The following is a 15,922-nucleotide window of genomic DNA, read 5'->3' as shown; positions in this document are numbered from 1 at the left end:
TCGGGCTGCAGCACGTTGATGTGCAGGTTGCCGTCGCCGATGTGGCCGAACCACACCACTTCGAACTGCGGGTAGGCCGCGTCCAGCAGCTCGCGCGCGCGCGCCAGGAAACCGGGCAGCGCCGAGATGCGCACCGAGATGTCGTTCTTGTAGGGCCGCCAGCGCGCCAGCGCCTCGGTGATGCCTTCGCGCAGGCGCCACAGCTGCGCGGCCTGCGCCGCGCTGGCCGCCTGCACGCCGTCCACCACCCAGCCCTGCTCCAGGCAGTGCTCGAACGCGGCCAGGCCGGCGGCCTGCTGCGCTTCGTCGGCGGCGTCGTATTCGGTCACCACGTAGTACGGGTACACCGTTTCAAACGGGTTGGTGCCGCCATGGGCCAGCACATGCCTGAGGCCGATGTCGGTGAGGAATTCGAAAGCCTGCAGGTTCAGCCGCGCGCGGAACACGGTGAACACCTGCATCACCGCCTCGAACGAGGGCAGCGCCAGCAGCAGGGTCTGCGCTGCCGGCAGGGGCTGCGTCAGCCGCAGCGTGGCTTCCACCACGATGCCCAGGGTGCCCTCAGAGCCGATGGCCAGGTGGCGCAGGTCGTAGCCGCTGGAGTTCTTCACCAGGCCCCGGCCCAGGTCCAGCAGCTCGCCCGTGCCGGTCACCAGCTTGAGCCCGGCGATCCACTCGCGGGTGTTGCCGTGGCGGATCACGCGGATGCCGCCGGCATTGGTGGCGATGTTGCCGCCGATGCTGCAGCTGCCGCGCGAGCCGAAATCCACCGGGTAAAGCAGGCCCTGGGCCTGCGCCGCCTCCTGCACCGCCTGCAGCGGCGTGCCGGCCTGCACCGTCAGGTGGTTGTCGATGGCGTCGTAGCCCAGCACCCGGTTCATGCGCTCCAGGCTCAGCACCAGCTCGCCCCGGGCCGCCACGGCGCCGCCGGACAGGCCCGTGCGCCCGCCGGACGGCACGATGGCCACGCCGTGCTCGCAGGCCCAGCGCACCACGGCCTGCACCTGGTCCACGGTGCCCGGCAGCGCGATGGCCATCGGTGCGGGGGTCCAGCGCCGGGTCCAGTCGCGGCCGTAGTGTTCCAGGTCGGCCGGGTCGGTCTTGATCAGCAGGCCGGGGACGGCGGTCTGCAGGGCGGTCAGGCGCGGATCGGTCATGGCTCGGGGTCGGCGAAGGAAGGGTTGTTGCGGTGCAGCGCACCTGACCAGCATAGTGCAGCAAGCGCCCCTACTTTTACTCCCCCTCCCCATGACGAAACTGAAAACTTCCTTCCCGCGGCAGGACATCCGCGTACTGCTGCTCGAAGGCGTCAGCCAGAGCGCCGTGGACCAGCTGCGGGCGGCCGGCTACACCAACATAGATTTCCACACCAAGTCCCTGCCCGAGCGTGAGCTGCGCGCCGCCATCGCCGAGGCGCACCTGGTCGGCATCCGCTCGCGCACGCAGCTCAACGCCCAGGTGCTGGCCGACGCACGCCGGCTGATCGCGGTGGGCTGCTTCTGCATCGGCACCAACCAGGTGGACCTGGAGGCGGCGCAGGCGCTGGGCGTCCCGGTGTTCAATGCCCCCTATTCCAACACCCGCAGCGTGGCCGAGCTGGTGATCGCCGAGGCCATCCTGCTGATGCGCGGCATTCCGCAGAAAAACAGCGAATGCCACCGCGGCGGCTGGTCCAAGACCGCCGAGGGCAGCCACGAAGTGCGCGGCAAGACCCTGGGCATCGTCGGCTACGGCCACATCGGCACCCAGGTGGGCCTGCTGGCGGAAAGCCTGGGCATGCAGGTGGTCTTCCACGACATCGAAACCAAGCTGTCGCTGGGCAATGCCCGCCCCGCCAAAGGCCTGGGCGACCTGCTGGCGCAAAGCGACGTGGTGAGCCTGCACGTGCCGGAAACCCCGGCCACGCAGAACCTGATCGCCGCCACGCAGATCGCCCTGATGAAGCGCGGCGCGCACCTGATCAACGCGTCCCGCGGCACCGTGGTGGACATTGACGCGCTGGCCGACGCCCTGCGCAGCGGGCAAATCGGTGGCGCCGCGGTGGACGTGTTCCCGGTGGAGCCCAAGGGCAGCGACGAGGCCTTCGTGTCGCCGCTGCGCGGCATGGACAACGTGATCCTGACCCCGCACGTAGGCGGCAGCACGCTCGAAGCGCAGGACAACATCGGCACCGAAGTGGCGGCCAAGCTGATCCGCTACAGCGACAACGGCTCCACCCTGTCGGCGGTGAATTTCCCCGAAGTGTCCCTGCCCGGCCACATCGGCAGCCGCCGCATCCTGCACATCCACCGCAACGTGCCCGGCGTGCTGTCACTGGCCAACGACATCTTCCGCGACCAGGGCATCAATATTGATGGCCAGTACCTGCGCACGGACGCCAAAGTGGGCTACGTGGTGATGGACGTCACCGCCACCGAAACGCAGGCCGATGAACTGCGCCAGGCGCTGTCGGCGATCCCGGGGACGCTGCGGGTGCGGGTGCTTTACTGACCCGGCGCCGGGTCAGCCCGGCGTGCGGCCGTACACGTCCTCGAAGCGGACGATATCGTCTTCGCCCAGGTAGCTGCCCGACTGCACTTCAATCAGCTCCAGCGGCACCACGCCCGGATTTTCCAGCCGGTGCTTGCTGCCCAGCGGGATGTAGGTGCTCTGGTTCTCGCCCAGCAGGAACACCCGTTCGTCGCAGGTAACGCGGGCACTGCCGCTCACCACGATCCAGTGCTCGGCCCGGTGGTGGTGCATCTGCAGCGACAGCGCGGCGCCGGGCTTGACCACGATGCGCTTCACCTGGAACCGGTCGCCGCTGTCCACGCCGTCATAGCTGCCCCAGGGCCGGTAGACCTTGCGATGCACGCTGGCCTCGGGCCGCTTTTCGGCCTTCAGGCGCGCCACGATCTGCTTGACCTGCTGCACCTGGTCGCGCGCCGCCACCAGCAGCGCATCGTCGGTGTCCACCACGATCACGTCGCGCAGGCCCAGCAGGCTGACCAGGCGGCGGCCGCCCCAGGCCAGGGTGTTGCGGCAGTCCAGGGCGATCACGTCGCCGTGGTGGGCGTTGCCGTCGGGATCCTGGTCGGCAATCTCCCACAGCGCCGACCAGGAGCCGACGTCGCTCCAGCCCACGTCCACCGGCAGCACCGCGGCGGCGTCGGTCTTTTCCATCACCGCGTAGTCGATGGAATCGGCCGGGCAGGCCTCGAACGCGGCGCGGTCCAGGCGCAGGAAATCGACGTCGCGCTTGGCGCCTTCCAGCGCCGCCGTCGCCGCCGCCACCATCGCCGGGGCGAAGCGCTGCAGTTCCGACAGGAACACCGAGGCACGGAACAGGAACATGCCCGAGTTCCAGAAATAATCGCCGCTGGCCACGTAGGCCTGCGCGGTGGCCAGGTCGGGCTTCTCCACGAAGCGCTCCACGTCCCGCACGCCGGCCGCGCCGGGCGGCCCTTCGGTGGAACCCGCCTTGATGTAGCCGTAGCCGGTTTCCGGGCCGGACGGCACGATGCCAAAGGTGACCAGGGCGCCCTGCCCTGCCGCGGCCATCGCGGCCTGCACCGCGGCGTGGAAGGCCGGTACGTTGCGGATGACGTGGTCGGACGGCAGCACCAGCAGCAGCGGATCGTCGCCAGCGGCCATCGCCTGCAGCGCGGCCACGGCGATGGCCGGCGCCGTGTTGCGGCCCACCGGCTCGAGCAGCAGCGCTGCCGGGGCCACGCCCAGCTGGCGCAGCTGTTCGGCCACCATGAACCGATGCTCCTCGTTCGCCACCACGATCGGCGCGGCCATGCCGGCCAGGCCTTCGATGCGGCGCCAGGTGGCCTGCAGCAGCGAGCCTTCGCCGACCAGCGGCTGGAACTGCTTGGGATGGGTCTCGCGCGACAGCGGCCAGAGCCGCGTGCCTGAGCCTCCGGACAAAAGAACGGGAACAATGGGCGTCATGGCGGTGCTTGGGAAAAGACTGGATTACATCATGCCTTCCCCGGCCCATCGCGTGTAGCGGGGGCCAGGCCCGCCGCTCGCGAAACAATCGGCGAAAAGGCCGCATGAAAGGTCATAATTGGACTTCACATCTCCTGGAACCCCGCCCGGATGAGTTTGCCCACCCGCGAATCGCTGCGCCTGGACTGGACCCGCCGCGCCCTGGCCGACCCGGATGCGTCGATCGTGCGCGCGACCAACGACGCCAGCTTCCGCAGCTACTGGCGTGCGCACTCCGCCGGCCGCAGCTGGGTGCTGATGGACGCGCCGCCGGACAAGGAGGACATCCGACCCTGGCTGGACGTGGCCGGCCGCCTGGCCCGCGCCAGCGTGCACGTGCCCGACATCCAGGCCGCCGACGCCGAGCGTGGCTTCGTGCTGATGGAAGACATGGGCGACCGCCTGCTGCTGCCCGAGCTGACGCAAGCCAACGCCGACCGCCACTACGGCGATGCCATGCGCGCCATCCTGAGCATGCAGCTCGACGCCGACACCACCGACCTGCCCGTCTACGACGAAGCACGGCTGGTGGCCGAGATGGAGCTGATGCCCGAGTGGCTGCTCAAGCGCCACCTGGGCTACACGCCCGAGTGCGAGGAATGGGACGTGATCGAAAGCGCGTTCCGCGTGCTCGAGACCAGCGCCCGCGCACAGCCGCAGGCGTTCGTGCACCGCGACTTCCACTCGCGCAACCTGCTGCTGACCGGTCGCGACGATCCGGGCGTGATCGATTTCCAGGACGCCGTGCTCGGCCCGGTCACCTACGACCTGGTGTCGCTGCTTCGCGACTGTTACATCGCCTGGCCCGACGACCGGGTGCAGGCCTGGGTGGAACAGCATCGTCAACAGCTGGCCGACGCCGGGGTGCCGGTGCCTGGGCGCGAGGCGTTCCTGCGCGCGTTCGACCTGATGGGCCTGCAGCGGCACATCAAGGTGCTGGGCATTTTCTGCCGGCTCTGGTACCGCGACGGCAAGGCCGGATACCTGCAGGACCTGCCGCTGGTGTGGCGCTACACGCGCGACGTTGGCCGCCGCTACCCGGAAATCGCGCCGCTGGTGGACCTCATCGAGCGCACCCTCGGAGAACGCGAGCTGGCGGTGCCGCGCGCATGAGCCCGACCCGCGCCCTGGTGTTCGCCGCTGGCCGGGGCGAACGCATGCGACCCCTCACCGACCGCACGCCCAAGCCGCTGCTCACGGTGCGCGGCAAGCCGCTGATTGCCTGGCACCTGGAGAAGCTCGCCGGCCTGGGCGTCCGGGACGTGGTGGTGAACACCTCCTGGCTGGCCGACCGCTTCGCGCCCACGCTGGGTGACGGCGCGCACTGGGGCCTGCGCCTGCACTATTCCCACGAAGGCGACGAACCGCTGGAAACCGGCGGCGGCATGCTGCACGCGCTGCCGCTGTTGGGCGACAACGCCTTCATCGCCGTGAACGGCGACATCTGGTGCGACCACGATTTCACGTCGTTGCCCGACCAGCCCACCGGGCTGGCGCACCTGGTGCTGGTGGACAACCCGGGACACAACGCCAAGGGTGATTTCGCACTTTCGGGCACGCAGGTCCACTCCGATGGCGGACCGCGCCTGACGTTCTCGGGCATCGGGGTCTACCGCCCGGCGCTGCTGGCCCACTGGCGCACCGTCGTTGGTGAAACCGTGGGCGCCGGCCAGACGCCACCCCGCTTCAAACTTGCACCGCTGCTGCGCGCCGCGATGCGCGCCGACGCCGTCAGCGGCGAACATTACCGCGGTGCCTGGACCGACGTGGGCACGCCCGAGCGCCTGGCGGCACTGGACGCCCCGAAGTGAATTTCCGATGCCCGTGACCTTCCTGTCCCAGCTTCCCTCCACCCTGCACCGCGCGTTCGAAGGGGAACTGGCCGGCATGGCGCCGCATGAGCGCCGCGAACAGCATCGGCGCCAGATCCGCCTGCTGCACGTGCCGGTTTCGAACCTGCTGTTGGCCATCGCGCTGGTGGGCCTGGCGCGCGTGCTGGCACAGGGTGCCTGGGGCGACTACGGCCTGCCGATGTTCAGCTGGCAGCTGGCGGCAAGCGCGGCGCTGACGGCCTTGGCGCTGCACTTCCGCCACATCGTCTCGCTGCGGCGTCGGCTGCTTTCGGGGGCGGCGTTCGTGACCCTGCTGCTCACCAGCCTGGCCGAACCCGGGTCGCATTGGCAGCAGATGCCGGTGCTTTCCCTGGCGGGCTTCCTGCTGCTGCCGGTGGCGGGGCTGCCGCTGCTGGTGCGGCCGAAAGTCGCCTTTTTCGCGCTGGCCGCCTGCACGCTGGTGGCCGGCGTGCTGGTGTTCTGGCTGGCGCAAATCCCGGTCGGCGAGCGGCTGGCCTTCAGCTTCCACTACCTGCTCAGCAGCACCGCCGGGCTGGTGCTGCGCCGTGCCCGCGGCAACCTGGCCGTGCACATGCAGCGCCAGGCCGACACCCTTTGGCAGCGCGCCGTCACCGATCCGCTGACCGGGCTGCTCAACCGCCAGGGCTGGATGAGCGTGGCGGAAACGGCGATGCGCGATGCCCTCGACAGCGGCGCGCAGCCGGCGGTGCTGTTCATCGACGTCGATCATTTCAAGCGCATCAACGACAACCACGGCCACCAGGCCGGCGACCAGCTGCTCAAGGAGCTGGGTGCCATCATCAATGCCCGCATGGGACCGGGCGACTTCTGTGCGCGCCTGGGCGGCGAGGAGTTCACCTGCCTGCTGCCGCGTTCAAGCCCGGCGCAGGCCCAGCGCCTGGCCGAACGCCTGGCGACCGACTACCGCAACCACGCACAGCGCTTCAGCTCCACGCTGAGCATCGGCGTGGCGACGCACGGGGCCGGCGACCTGCTCAACGACCTGCTGGCGCGTGCGGATGCCGCGCTGTACGAGGCCAAGCACCGCGGCCGCGACCAGGTGATCGTGGCGCGCTGAGGCTAGAGGTGCCCGCGCAGGAACGGGATGGTGATGCGGCGCTGCGCCGCCAGGCTGGCTTTGTCCAGCCGGTCCAGCAGAGCGGTGAGGCTGGCCAGGTCGCGTTCGCTGCGGCGCATCAGGTAGTCCAGCACCGCGTCGTCCAGCTGCAGGCCGCGGCGCGCGGCGCGCTGGCGCAGCAGCTCGCGCCGGCCTTCTTCGTCCAGCGCATCCACGTGCAGGCGCGCGCATTGACCCAGCCGCGTCGCCAGATCAGGCAGGCACAGGCCCAGCGCGGCCGGGTTGCCACGGGCCGCATAAATCAGCGCGGTGCCGCCCGCCCGCGCGCGGTTGTGGAAGTGGAACAGCGCCTCTTCATCGTCGCGATGGCCGGCGATGGTTTCCAACCCATCCAGGCAGACCAGGTCGGCGCCCTCCTGGGCAGACAGCACGTGGTTGAGCGTGCCGGCGAAGGCCGCCAGCGGCAGGTAGGCGGCGCGGCGACCCATGGCGCTGGCCTGCACGCAGGCCGCCAGCAGCAGATGTGATTTGCCGCTGCCGGCGGGGCCCGCCAGGTACAGCCAGCCCGCGCTGTCGCCGCGCGCCACGGCGGCCACGGCGTCGCGCACGGCCGGCTGGCCGTGGAAAGCTTCCAGGCGCTGGTCGGGCGGCGTGCGCAGCGACAGCGGCAGCTGCGGCGTGCTCACTTCGGAACCGTCACTCCGTCCGGGTCGCCTGTCTGCAGGTGGGCAGGCGCGCCGACGGGCACTTCCGGGAACGGATCGTCGTCGGACCCGACCGGCACCGCTTCGGCGTCCTCCAGAACGTCGATGGAGACTTCTTCGTCGGCGCCGTACAGGCGGCTGTGCGTGTAGCGTTCGTGCACGTAGCGCAGCACCACCACGCCCACCGCCGCCACCGGCAGCGCCAGCAGCACGCCCAGGAAGCCGAACAGCTGGCCACCGGCCATGATCGCGAAGATGACGGCCACCGGGTGCAGGCCGATCTTGTCGCCCACCAGCCACGGCGTCAGGAAGAAGCTCTCGATGGTCTGGCCCGCGCTGAACACCACCAGCACCAGCGCCAGGTGCTGCCAGTCGCCGTGTTGCACCAGCGTGGCGATCACGGCGGCGCCCACGCCCACCACGGCGCCCAGGTAAGGCACGAAGCTCACCAGGCCCGCCACGATGCCGATCAGGATGCCCAGGTCCACGCCCACCAGGGTCAGGCCGGTGGCATAGATGGCGCCCAGCGCGATCATCACGCTGAGCTGGCCGCGGATGAAGCCGCCCAGCACCTGGTCGGATTCATGGGTCAGCCTGACCACTACCGGCTCGATCGGCCGCGGCAGCAGCTCACGCACGCTGCCGAGCATGCCGCGGCCGTCGCGCATGAAGTAAAACGCCACCACCGGGATCAGCGCCAGATTGGCGAACCAGCCCAGGATGGCGATGCCGGACTTGGACACGCCGCCGAAGATGGTCGCGGCAATGCCGCCGGCTTCCTGCCAGTGGGCCTTGAGTAGCTCGATGATCTGGGTGGGATCGACGTAGCCGGCCAGGTCGAGCTTGAAGCGCTGTTCGGCCCACGGCACCGCCGTGTCGGTGATCCAGGTGCCAAACCGCGGCAGCCAGTCCACCAGCTGCGCCAGCTGCCGCTCCACCAGCGGCACCAGCAGCAGCACCGACAGCACCACCGCACATGTCATCAGGGAGAACACCAGCAGCACCGCCGTGGTGCGCGACCGGCCGCCGCGCTGGATGCGCGCCACCAGCGGCTCGCCCAGCCAGGCCAGCAGCGCCGCGATCACGAAGGGCGTCAGCACCGGCCCCAGCAGCCACACCAGCGCGCCCAGGCCGACGGCCAGGGCGAGCCAATGCCAGCGGCGGTCGCTGAGCGGGTGGACGGAATCGTTTGTCATGGGGCGGGGTTCCTCGTTGCATGCCAGGCGCGCACACCATAGCGGACGACGTAATCGATGCCACTGGCGAAAGTCAGCAGTGCCACCGCCAGGATGGCCTCCAGGCGCACCCGCAGCGGCAGCTCCCAGCCGGCCAGTTCCATCAGGCACAGCAGCACCAGCACGAGCTGGGACAAGGTGCTCAGCTTGCCCAGCCAGGTGGGCTTGCCGTCGAAGGGGCCGCCCACCCGCCACCAGGCCAGTGCGCCGGCCACGATCACCAGGTCACGCACCAGCACCAGGCCCACCAGCCAGGCCGGCAGCATGGCCACCAGCCACAGGCCGAGCATGGCCAAGCCCAGCATCAGCTTGTCGGCGATCGGGTCGAGCAGGCTGCCCAGGCGGCTTTGCCAGCCGAAGCGCTTGGCCAGGAAGCCGTCCACCAGGTCGCTTGCTCCGGCCACCAGCGCCACGCCCAGCGCCGCCTCGAAGTGCCGCGCCCACAGCAGCCACAGCAACAGCGGCGCCATCGCCAGACGAAGTCCGGTGATGGCGTTTGGAATGTGGCGCAGGTTCATTGGCGCAGCAGGAAGCGCGGCGCGTCCTGGCTGGCCGAAGGGTCGGCTTCAAGGGTGCTGCCGGCCGCGACGAAGCGGGCGAAGCCTTAGGCGCCCACCGCCAGCTCGAGCTGCAGGTCCAACTGGTCGGGACCGGCCTCGACCACGGTGATCGAGCGCACCACGGCCAGGGTCTGCAGGTAGCCCATGGCCCGCGTGTAGCCTCCCGCGCCACGCAGTCCGCCAATGGCGACCATCAGCGTGCCGGGTTCGCCCACGTCGAGCGCGCGGGCGTCGCGACGGGCCAGTGCATCGGCCGCGCCGTCGGCGCCCGAGGCGATGGCGCGCTGCGGGCTGGGGTCGCTGTAGGACCAGCGCGAGAGTTCGGTTTCGCCGCTGCTCAACACCCAGTCGGCGGTCCAGCCGCCGCCGCTGCGGTACACGCGGCCCAGCAGCTGGGTCTGTTCGCCGTAGCGCGACGCCAGCGGCAGCAGGGGCGCAGGGGTTTGGGCCCAGATGGTCTGCACCGCCGCCTGCTCCACGGCACTGCCGGCAGGCAGGCCGAAGCGCAGGCCGCGCTCGAGCCCGCGGGTGGCCAGCGGCTTCACCACGGCCAGCTGCTGGCTGTTCACCAGGCGCGCACCGCGGCCGTCGTCGATGGCCAGCCACAGCAGGGGACGCGGGCGGCCGGCGCCCCAGTAGGGCAGGCCCGCGCCCGCCACCAGCGCGTCCACGCTGGCGGGATCGAAGGCAAAGGTCATCAGGGTCTTGTAGACCGGCACGCCGCCGATGGCGGCATTGCCCTGCTGGTCGGACGCCGACTCACTGCCGCGGCTGTCCACCACCAGCGATTCAGCGCTGGCCAGCGCGCGACGCACCACCGGGTTGCCGGCGGCCTGCGGCTGGCCGGTAATCTTCACCAGCACCTGGCCCAGGGCCCGGGCGGCGGCGGCGCGGCGCTCGCCGGCACCCTGGGAAAGCAGCTCCACCTCGGCCTGGTAAAGCGCCGGGTCGCGCACGGCCTCGGCCGGCGTTTCGGTGGCCGCGGTCGGACCTGCAGGCACTGGCTCCTGCGCCAGCAGCGACAGGGGTGCCAGGGCCAGCACCAGGGCCAGGCGAAACAGCAGCGGGGTCGTGCGCATGGTCGGTCCAGCCTTCGAGACAGGCCAGCATGGTGCCGCATGCCAGCGGGGCCGTCCAACCGGAGGCTCCGGGCGGCCTGCCCGGCGATAGCTTGTTAGAATGATGACTTCGCCCGCGCCGGAACTACCGTGACTACGCCCACTCCCCTCACCTACCGCGATGCCGGCGTCGACATCGACGCCGGGAACGAAGTCGTCGAGCGCATCAAGCCCCTGGTGAAGCGCACGTTCCGGCCCGAAGTGATGGGCGGCCTGGGCGGCTTCGGCGCCCTGTTCAACCTGACGGGCAAGTACCGCGAGCCGGTGCTGGTGTCGGGCACCGACGGCGTGGGCACCAAGCTCAAGCTGGCCCAGCAGCTCAATCGCCACGACACCATCGGCATCGACCTGGTGGGCATGTGCGTGAACGACGTGCTGGTGCAGGGCGCGGAACCGCTGTTCTTCCTGGACTATTTCGCCACCGGCAAGCTGCACGTGGACACCACCGTGGCCGTGGTCGGCGGCATCGCCGCGGGCTGCGAGCTGGCCGGCTGCGCGCTGATCGGCGGCGAGACCGCCGAGATGCCCGACATGTACCCGCCCGGCGAATACGACCTGGCCGGCTTCACCGTGGGCGCGGTGGAAAAATCCATGCTGCTCGACGGTGCCAAGGTGCGCGCGGGCGACGTGCTGCTGGGCATCGCGTCCAGCGGCCCGCATTCGAACGGTTATTCGCTGGTGCGGCGCATCTACGACCGCGCCGGACGCCCGGCCGGGCTCGACCTGGGCGGCGTGACGCTGGTGGACGCGCTGATGGCGCCCACCACCATCTACGTCAAGCCGATCCTGGAACTGCTGGGCCGGCACGACCTGCACGCCATGGCGCACATCACCGGCGGCGGCCTTACCGAGAACATCATTCGCGTGATCCCCGACGGCCTGGGCCTGGACATCGAGGCGTCGGCCATCGTGCTGCCGCCGGTGTTCGAATGGCTGCAGCGCGAAGGCGCCGTGCCCAACCCCGAGATGTGGCGCACCTTCAACTGCGGCGTCGGCTTCGTGCTGGTGCTGGCGCCGGGTGACGTGGCCGCCGTGTCGTCCGACCTGCAGCGCCTGGGCCTGGCGCACCGCGCCATCGGCTCGGTGGTGGCGGCGGCCGGCGACGAGCGCGTCCGGATCGGCTGAGGCCGCGCGCCGTGACCGCGCGGCCCGCCCCGGCGGCGCTGAGCCGATGGCAGTGGGCGGCGCTGCTGCTTTCCCTGGCGGTGTTCGGCGCCACGTGGATCGCGCCTATCTGGCCGGCAGACCAGGCGCTGCACAGCTCGCTCACCGTGCTCGGCTTCGCCTGGCTGGTGCTGCACGCGCGGCGCTGGCCGATGCGCAACGGTGACTTCATCGCCATCTGCGGCTTCATCGCCGTGCACTGCGTGGCCGCGCGCTGGCTGTATTCGAACGTGCCCTACGACGCGTGGATGCAGTGGCTCACGGGCTGGTCGCCGGACGCGGCCTTCGGTTGGCAGCGCAACCATTTCGACCGGCTGATCCACCTGCTGTACGGGCTTTGCTTCACCCCGGCGGTGCACCGTTCGCTGCGGCAGCGCTGGCCGGGCCTGGCCCTGGGCAGCGCCTTCGCGGTGGCGGTGATGCTGGTGATGTGCACCAGCCTGGTGTACGAGTGGGCCGAATGGGGCATCGCCCTGGCGATGTCGCCCGAGGCCGCCGAGGCCTACAACGGCCAGCAGGGCGACGTCTGGGACGCGCACATGGACATGCTGCTGGCCACGATCGGTGCGCTGCTGACCTGGCCGCTGCTGGACCGCTCGGCGCGCGCGGACGGCGCCGCGCCATGACCCTCCCGCCGCTGCGTATCGCCGTGCTTGCGTCGGGCCGCGGCAGCAACCTGCAGGCGCTGCTGGACGCCATCGGCACGGGCGTCCTGGAGGCCCGCATCGTTGGCGTGTTCTCGGACAAACCCGCCAGCGGCGCGATCGCATTGGCCGGCGCACGCGGCCTGCACGGCGTGGCGATCCGGCCGCGCGACTGCCCGGATCGCGCCGCGCACGATGAAGCGCTGTTCAGCGAAATCGCCGCTGTTCAGCCCGACCTCATCGTGTTTGCGGGATACATGCGCATCGTCGGCGCTGCCGCGCTGAGCCGCCTCGAGGGTCGCATGATCAACATCCATCCATCGCTGCTGCCGAAATATCCGGGCCTGGACACCCATGCCCGCGCCCTCGCCGCGGGCGACGCCGAGCACGGTGCCAGCGTGCACGCGGTCACGCCCGCCCTGGACGCGGGCCCGCTGCTGGCGCAGGTGCGCATCCCCCTGCTGCCCGGCGACGACGCGCCGGCGCTGGCCGCGCGGCTGCTGCCGCGCGAACACGCGCTGCTGGTGGCCACCGCCACCCTTTTCGCACAGCGCCGCGTGCGCCTGCACGCCGACCACGCCGAGCTCGACGGCCGCCGCCTTGCTGCGCCGCTGCAGCTTGACGCGGCCAACCACCTCATCGGAGCCTGACCCCATGCGTTTTTTCCTGCTGTGCCTCGCCCTGCTGCTGCCCGCGGCCGCCCACGCCGCACCGCCGGCGCCCTTCTCCGCCGACTACGAAGTCTTCCAGAACGACAAGAAGCTCGGCCGCGGCACCATCACGCTTCGGGCCCTGCCCGGCGGCCAGTGGGAAATGGTGACCCGCAGCGAGGCCACGCAGGGCCTGGCGTCCGCCGCGGGCGTGACGCGCAACGAGCGCAGCGTGCTGTCCTGGGCGGGCGGCAAGCCCGAGGTGGTGGAGTACCGCATGGACCAGAAGGCGGCGTGGACCTCTCGCAACCTGCACCTGCGGGTGGACGCCGCGGCGCGGCGCGCCAGCAGCACCTACAAGGACAAGACCACCCCCCTTCCCTACCGCCCCGGCATGCTTGACCGCCACGGCCTGACGGCCGCGATCATGGCCGACCTGGCCGCCGGCGCCCGCTCCGGCACGCCGCTGCACTACGACGTGGCCAGCCGCGACAACGTCGAGAAGCAGCACTATTCGGTGGCGGCGGCGGTGAAGCTCAGGACGTCGGTGGGCGTGATGCGCGCCGTGCGCGTCGAGCGCATCCGCGAGGCCGGCAACGGCCGCGTCACCAAGATATGGTTCGCGCGCGAACGCGGCTGGCTGCCGCTGCGCATCAAGCAATACGAAGCCGACGGCGAGACGCTGGACATGCGCATCGTCGCCATTCGCTGAGCCCCGGGGAAAGCGGCAGGCCCTTGAGGCCCTCCCGCCGGGATGGCTCAGGGCAGGCGGCGGATCTTCGCGCCGAGCGCGCCGAGCTTTTCTTCGATGTTCTCGTAGCCGCGGTCGATGTGGTAGATGCGGTCGACCACGGTTTCGCCCTCGGCCACCAGGCCGGCCAGCACCAGCGACGCCGAGGCGCGCAGGTCGGTGGCCATGATCGGCGCACCGGTCATCTTCTTGACGCCGCGGATGATGGCAGTGTTGCCCTCCACGCGAATGTCGGCGCCCAGGCGCGACAGCTCGTTGAGGTGCATGAAGCGGTTCTCGAAGATGGTTTCGGTGATCACGCCCACGCCTTCGGCCACCGTGTTGAGCGCCGCGAACTGCGCCTGCATGTCGGTCGGGAACGCCGGGTACGGGGCCGTCGTCAGGTTGATCGCCTTCGGGCGCCGGCCGCGGCCGTCCACCTCGATGGTGTCGGCGGTGGTGTTGATGTGCGCGCCGGCCTCTTCCAGCTTCACCAGGATGGCGTCCATGGTGTCGGCGCGGGCGCGCTTCACGGTGACCCTGCCGCCGGTCATCGCGCCGGCCACCAGGAAGGTGCCGGCCTCGATGCGGTCGGGCAGCACGTCGTAGTGGATGCCCTTGAGCGAATCCACGCCGTGCACGACGATGCGGTTCGTGCCCGCGCCCTCGATGTGCGCACCCATGGCGATCAGGCAGTTGGCCAGGTCCACCACTTCCGGCTCCATCGCGCAGTTCTCGAGCACCGTGGTGCCCTTGGCCAGCGCGGCGGCCATCAGCACGTTTTCGGTGCCGGTGACGGTGATCATGTCGAACACGTAGCGGCCGCCCTTGAGGCGCTCGGCGCGGGCCTTGATGAATCCATTCTCAACCGTGACCTCGGCGCCCAGCGCCTGCAGGCCGCGGATGTGCTGTTCCACCGGACGCGAACCGATGGCGCAGCCGCCGGGCAGCGACACTTCGGCGTGGCCGAAGCGCGCCAGCAGCGGACCCAGCACCAGGATCGAGGCGCGCATGGTCTTCACCAGCTCGTAGGGCGCCACGGTGCTGGTGATGAAGCGCGGGTCGGCGGTGATGGTGAGCCTTTCGTCCACCATCAGCTGCACGCCCATCGCGCCCAGCAGCTCCATGGTGGTGGTGACGTCGTGCAAATGGGGGACGTTGCCGATGGAGATCGGGCCGTCGGCCAGCAGCGTGGCGGCCAGGATCGGCAGCACCGCGTTCTTGGCGCCGGAAATCTGGACTTCGCCGTTGAGCGGTTCGCCGCCCGTGATGACAATCTTGGCCATGGTGTTGTTTAGCGCTCGGCTTCTTCAGGGGTGAGGGTGCGCAGGGCCAGGGCGTGGATCTCGCCGCCCATGCGCTCGCCCAACGTGGCGTAAACGAGGCGGTGGCGGGCCAGCGGCAGCTTGCCGCGGAAGGCCTCGCACACCACGGTGGCTTCAAAGTGAACGCCGTCGTCGCCCTGCACCCGCGCACGGGCGCCGGGCAGGCCGGATTCGATGAGGTTCTGGATGATGTCCGGGGTCATGGGCACAGCCGCGCGGGGGGCCGCGCAGGCCTTACAATAAGGCCCCGCATCATACCCCCAACGCCCGCGCATGACTGCACCCGCCCCCAAGCAACCGCTCCAGGACGAGGCCCTGATCGCCAGTGGCCGCATGGTCATCGAGGTCGAGGCACAGGCCCTGATGGCCCTGCAGGCGCGCGTGGGGGCAGAGTTTGCGGCGGCCTGCCGGCTGCTGCTGGAATGCCGGGGACGGGTGGTCTGCACGGGCATGGGCAAGTCCGGCCACATCGCCCGCAAGATCGCCGCCACGCTCGCCTCCACCGGCACGCCGGCCTTCTTCCTGCACCCCGGCGAAGCCAGCCACGGCGACCTGGGCATGGTGACCGACGCCGACGTGGTGCTGGCCCTGTCCAATTCGGGCGAATCGGACGAGATCCTGGCCATCCTCCCGGCGCTTCGCCGGCAGGGCAACGCCATGATTGCCGTCACCGGCCGGCCGCAGTCCAGCATGGCCCGCCTGGCGGACGTGCACCTGGACGCCAGCGTCCCGGCCGAAGCCTGCCCGCTCAGCCTGGCGCCCACCGCCAGCACCACGGCGGCGCTGGTGATGGGCGACGCCCTTGCCGTGGCCCTGATGGAGGCCCGCGGCTTCACGGCCGACGACTTCGCCCGCACGCACCCCCCCCGCCCCCTGGGCCCGCGGC

Annotated in this window: 17 protein-coding genes; 9 read left to right on the top strand and 8 right to left on the bottom strand. The window is 70.5% G+C overall.

Annotated features, from left to right (window positions below):
• Positions 1 to 1,157, bottom strand: a 1,157-nt coding sequence (locus K0M70_RS06185; protein WP_290780701.1) for an FAD-binding oxidoreductase, incomplete at its 3' end; no start/stop codon positions are given.
• 91 nt (positions 1,158 to 1,248) lie between these two features.
• Between K0M70_RS06185 and serA the strand changes: the two genes are divergently transcribed.
• Positions 1,249 to 2,490, top strand: coding sequence for a phosphoglycerate dehydrogenase (serA, locus tag K0M70_RS06180; protein ID WP_290780698.1), 1,242 nt, complete (start codon positions 1,249 to 1,251; stop codon positions 2,488 to 2,490).
• Between the two features lie 12 nt (positions 2,491 to 2,502).
• Here the strand turns inward: serA and K0M70_RS06175 are convergent, their stop codons facing one another.
• Complete coding sequence (locus K0M70_RS06175) at positions 2,503 to 3,936, bottom strand: mannose-1-phosphate guanylyltransferase/mannose-6-phosphate isomerase (RefSeq protein WP_290780695.1); 1,434 nt, start codon at positions 3,934 to 3,936, stop codon at positions 2,503 to 2,505.
• A gap of 150 nt (positions 3,937 to 4,086) precedes the next feature.
• Between K0M70_RS06175 and K0M70_RS06170 the strand changes: the two genes are divergently transcribed.
• The 3 genes from K0M70_RS06170 to K0M70_RS06160 are packed head-to-tail and all read left to right on the top strand — an operon-like array spanning position 4,087 to position 6,906.
• Positions 4,087 to 5,088: a phosphotransferase gene (locus K0M70_RS06170; protein WP_290780692.1), complete on the top strand. Its 1,002-nt coding sequence runs from the start codon at positions 4,087 to 4,089 to the stop codon at positions 5,086 to 5,088.
• Positions 5,085 to 5,786, top strand: coding sequence for an N-acetylmuramate alpha-1-phosphate uridylyltransferase MurU (murU, locus tag K0M70_RS06165; protein ID WP_290780690.1), 702 nt, complete (start codon positions 5,085 to 5,087; stop codon positions 5,784 to 5,786). The genes K0M70_RS06170 and murU overlap by 4 nt, the downstream gene beginning before the upstream one ends.
• Before the next feature lie 7 nt (positions 5,787 to 5,793).
• Positions 5,794 to 6,906, top strand: coding sequence for a GGDEF domain-containing protein (locus K0M70_RS06160; RefSeq protein ID WP_290780688.1), 1,113 nt, complete (start codon positions 5,794 to 5,796; stop codon positions 6,904 to 6,906).
• Positions 6,907 to 6,908: 2 nt separating this feature from the next.
• Here K0M70_RS06160 and hda read toward each other — a convergent pair whose 3' ends face one another.
• The 4 genes from hda to K0M70_RS06140 form a co-directional block, all read right to left on the bottom strand.
• Positions 6,909 to 7,592 (bottom strand): DnaA regulatory inactivator Hda, encoded by a 684-nt coding sequence (gene hda, locus K0M70_RS06155; RefSeq protein WP_290780685.1) that lies wholly within the window; start codon positions 7,590 to 7,592, stop codon positions 6,909 to 6,911.
• The gene (locus K0M70_RS06150; RefSeq protein ID WP_290780682.1) at positions 7,589 to 8,806 is read right to left on the bottom strand and encodes an AI-2E family transporter; all 1,218 of its coding nucleotides are present in this window, start codon (positions 8,804 to 8,806) and stop codon (positions 7,589 to 7,591) included. The genes hda and K0M70_RS06150 overlap by 4 nt, the downstream gene beginning before the upstream one ends.
• Complete coding sequence (locus tag K0M70_RS06145; RefSeq protein ID WP_290780679.1) at positions 8,803 to 9,363, bottom strand: CDP-alcohol phosphatidyltransferase family protein; 561 nt, start codon at positions 9,361 to 9,363, stop codon at positions 8,803 to 8,805. The genes K0M70_RS06150 and K0M70_RS06145 overlap by 4 nt, the downstream gene beginning before the upstream one ends.
• 86 nt (positions 9,364 to 9,449) lie before the next feature.
• Complete coding sequence (locus tag K0M70_RS06140; RefSeq protein WP_290780676.1) at positions 9,450 to 10,484, bottom strand: DUF2066 domain-containing protein; 1,035 nt, start codon at positions 10,482 to 10,484, stop codon at positions 9,450 to 9,452.
• 129 nt (positions 10,485 to 10,613) lie between these two features.
• On the opposite strand from K0M70_RS06140, the gene purM reads away from it, so the two are divergent.
• From purM to K0M70_RS06120, 4 genes are read left to right on the top strand one after another with little or no spacing between them, the layout of a single operon-like run.
• Positions 10,614 to 11,648: a phosphoribosylformylglycinamidine cyclo-ligase gene (gene purM, locus K0M70_RS06135; protein ID WP_290780674.1), complete on the top strand. Its 1,035-nt coding sequence runs from the start codon at positions 10,614 to 10,616 to the stop codon at positions 11,646 to 11,648.
• Positions 11,649 to 11,686: 38 nt separating this feature from the next.
• Positions 11,687 to 12,313: a DUF2238 domain-containing protein gene (locus tag K0M70_RS06130; protein WP_290780703.1), complete on the top strand. Its 627-nt coding sequence runs from the start codon at positions 11,687 to 11,689 to the stop codon at positions 12,311 to 12,313.
• Positions 12,310 to 12,981 carry a phosphoribosylglycinamide formyltransferase gene (purN, locus tag K0M70_RS06125; protein ID WP_290780671.1) on the top strand — a complete coding sequence of 224 codons (672 nt, stop codon included), beginning with the start codon at positions 12,310 to 12,312 and terminating at the stop codon, positions 12,979 to 12,981. The genes K0M70_RS06130 and purN overlap by 4 nt, the downstream gene beginning before the upstream one ends.
• A 4-nt stretch (positions 12,982 to 12,985) precedes the next feature.
• A complete protein-coding gene (locus K0M70_RS06120) occupies positions 12,986 to 13,693 on the top strand; it encodes a DUF3108 domain-containing protein (protein WP_290780669.1) in 708 nt (235 codons plus the stop codon).
• A gap of 47 nt (positions 13,694 to 13,740) precedes the next feature.
• On the opposite strand, the gene murA is transcribed toward K0M70_RS06120, so the two are convergent.
• Together murA and K0M70_RS06110 are read right to left on the bottom strand one after the other, a co-directional pair.
• Complete coding sequence (murA, locus tag K0M70_RS06115) at positions 13,741 to 14,997, bottom strand: UDP-N-acetylglucosamine 1-carboxyvinyltransferase (protein WP_290780666.1); 1,257 nt, start codon at positions 14,995 to 14,997, stop codon at positions 13,741 to 13,743.
• 8 nt (positions 14,998 to 15,005) lie between these two features.
• Positions 15,006 to 15,239, bottom strand: a complete 234-nt coding sequence (locus K0M70_RS06110; protein ID WP_290780663.1) for a BolA/IbaG family iron-sulfur metabolism protein — start codon at positions 15,237 to 15,239, stop codon at positions 15,006 to 15,008.
• A gap of 70 nt (positions 15,240 to 15,309) precedes the next feature.
• Here K0M70_RS06110 and K0M70_RS06105 point away from each other — a divergent pair.
• A partial coding sequence (locus K0M70_RS06105; RefSeq protein WP_290780659.1) for a KpsF/GutQ family sugar-phosphate isomerase occupies positions 15,310 to 15,922 on the top strand: 613 nt, incomplete at its 3' end.

It is taken from the genome of Arenimonas sp., assembly GCF_019459675.1.
Taxonomy (GTDB): Bacteria; Pseudomonadota; Gammaproteobacteria; order Xanthomonadales; family Xanthomonadaceae; genus Arenimonas.
The sequence above is the reverse complement of the archived record's forward strand: the minus strand, read 5'-3'. Positions and strand labels throughout refer to the sequence as shown.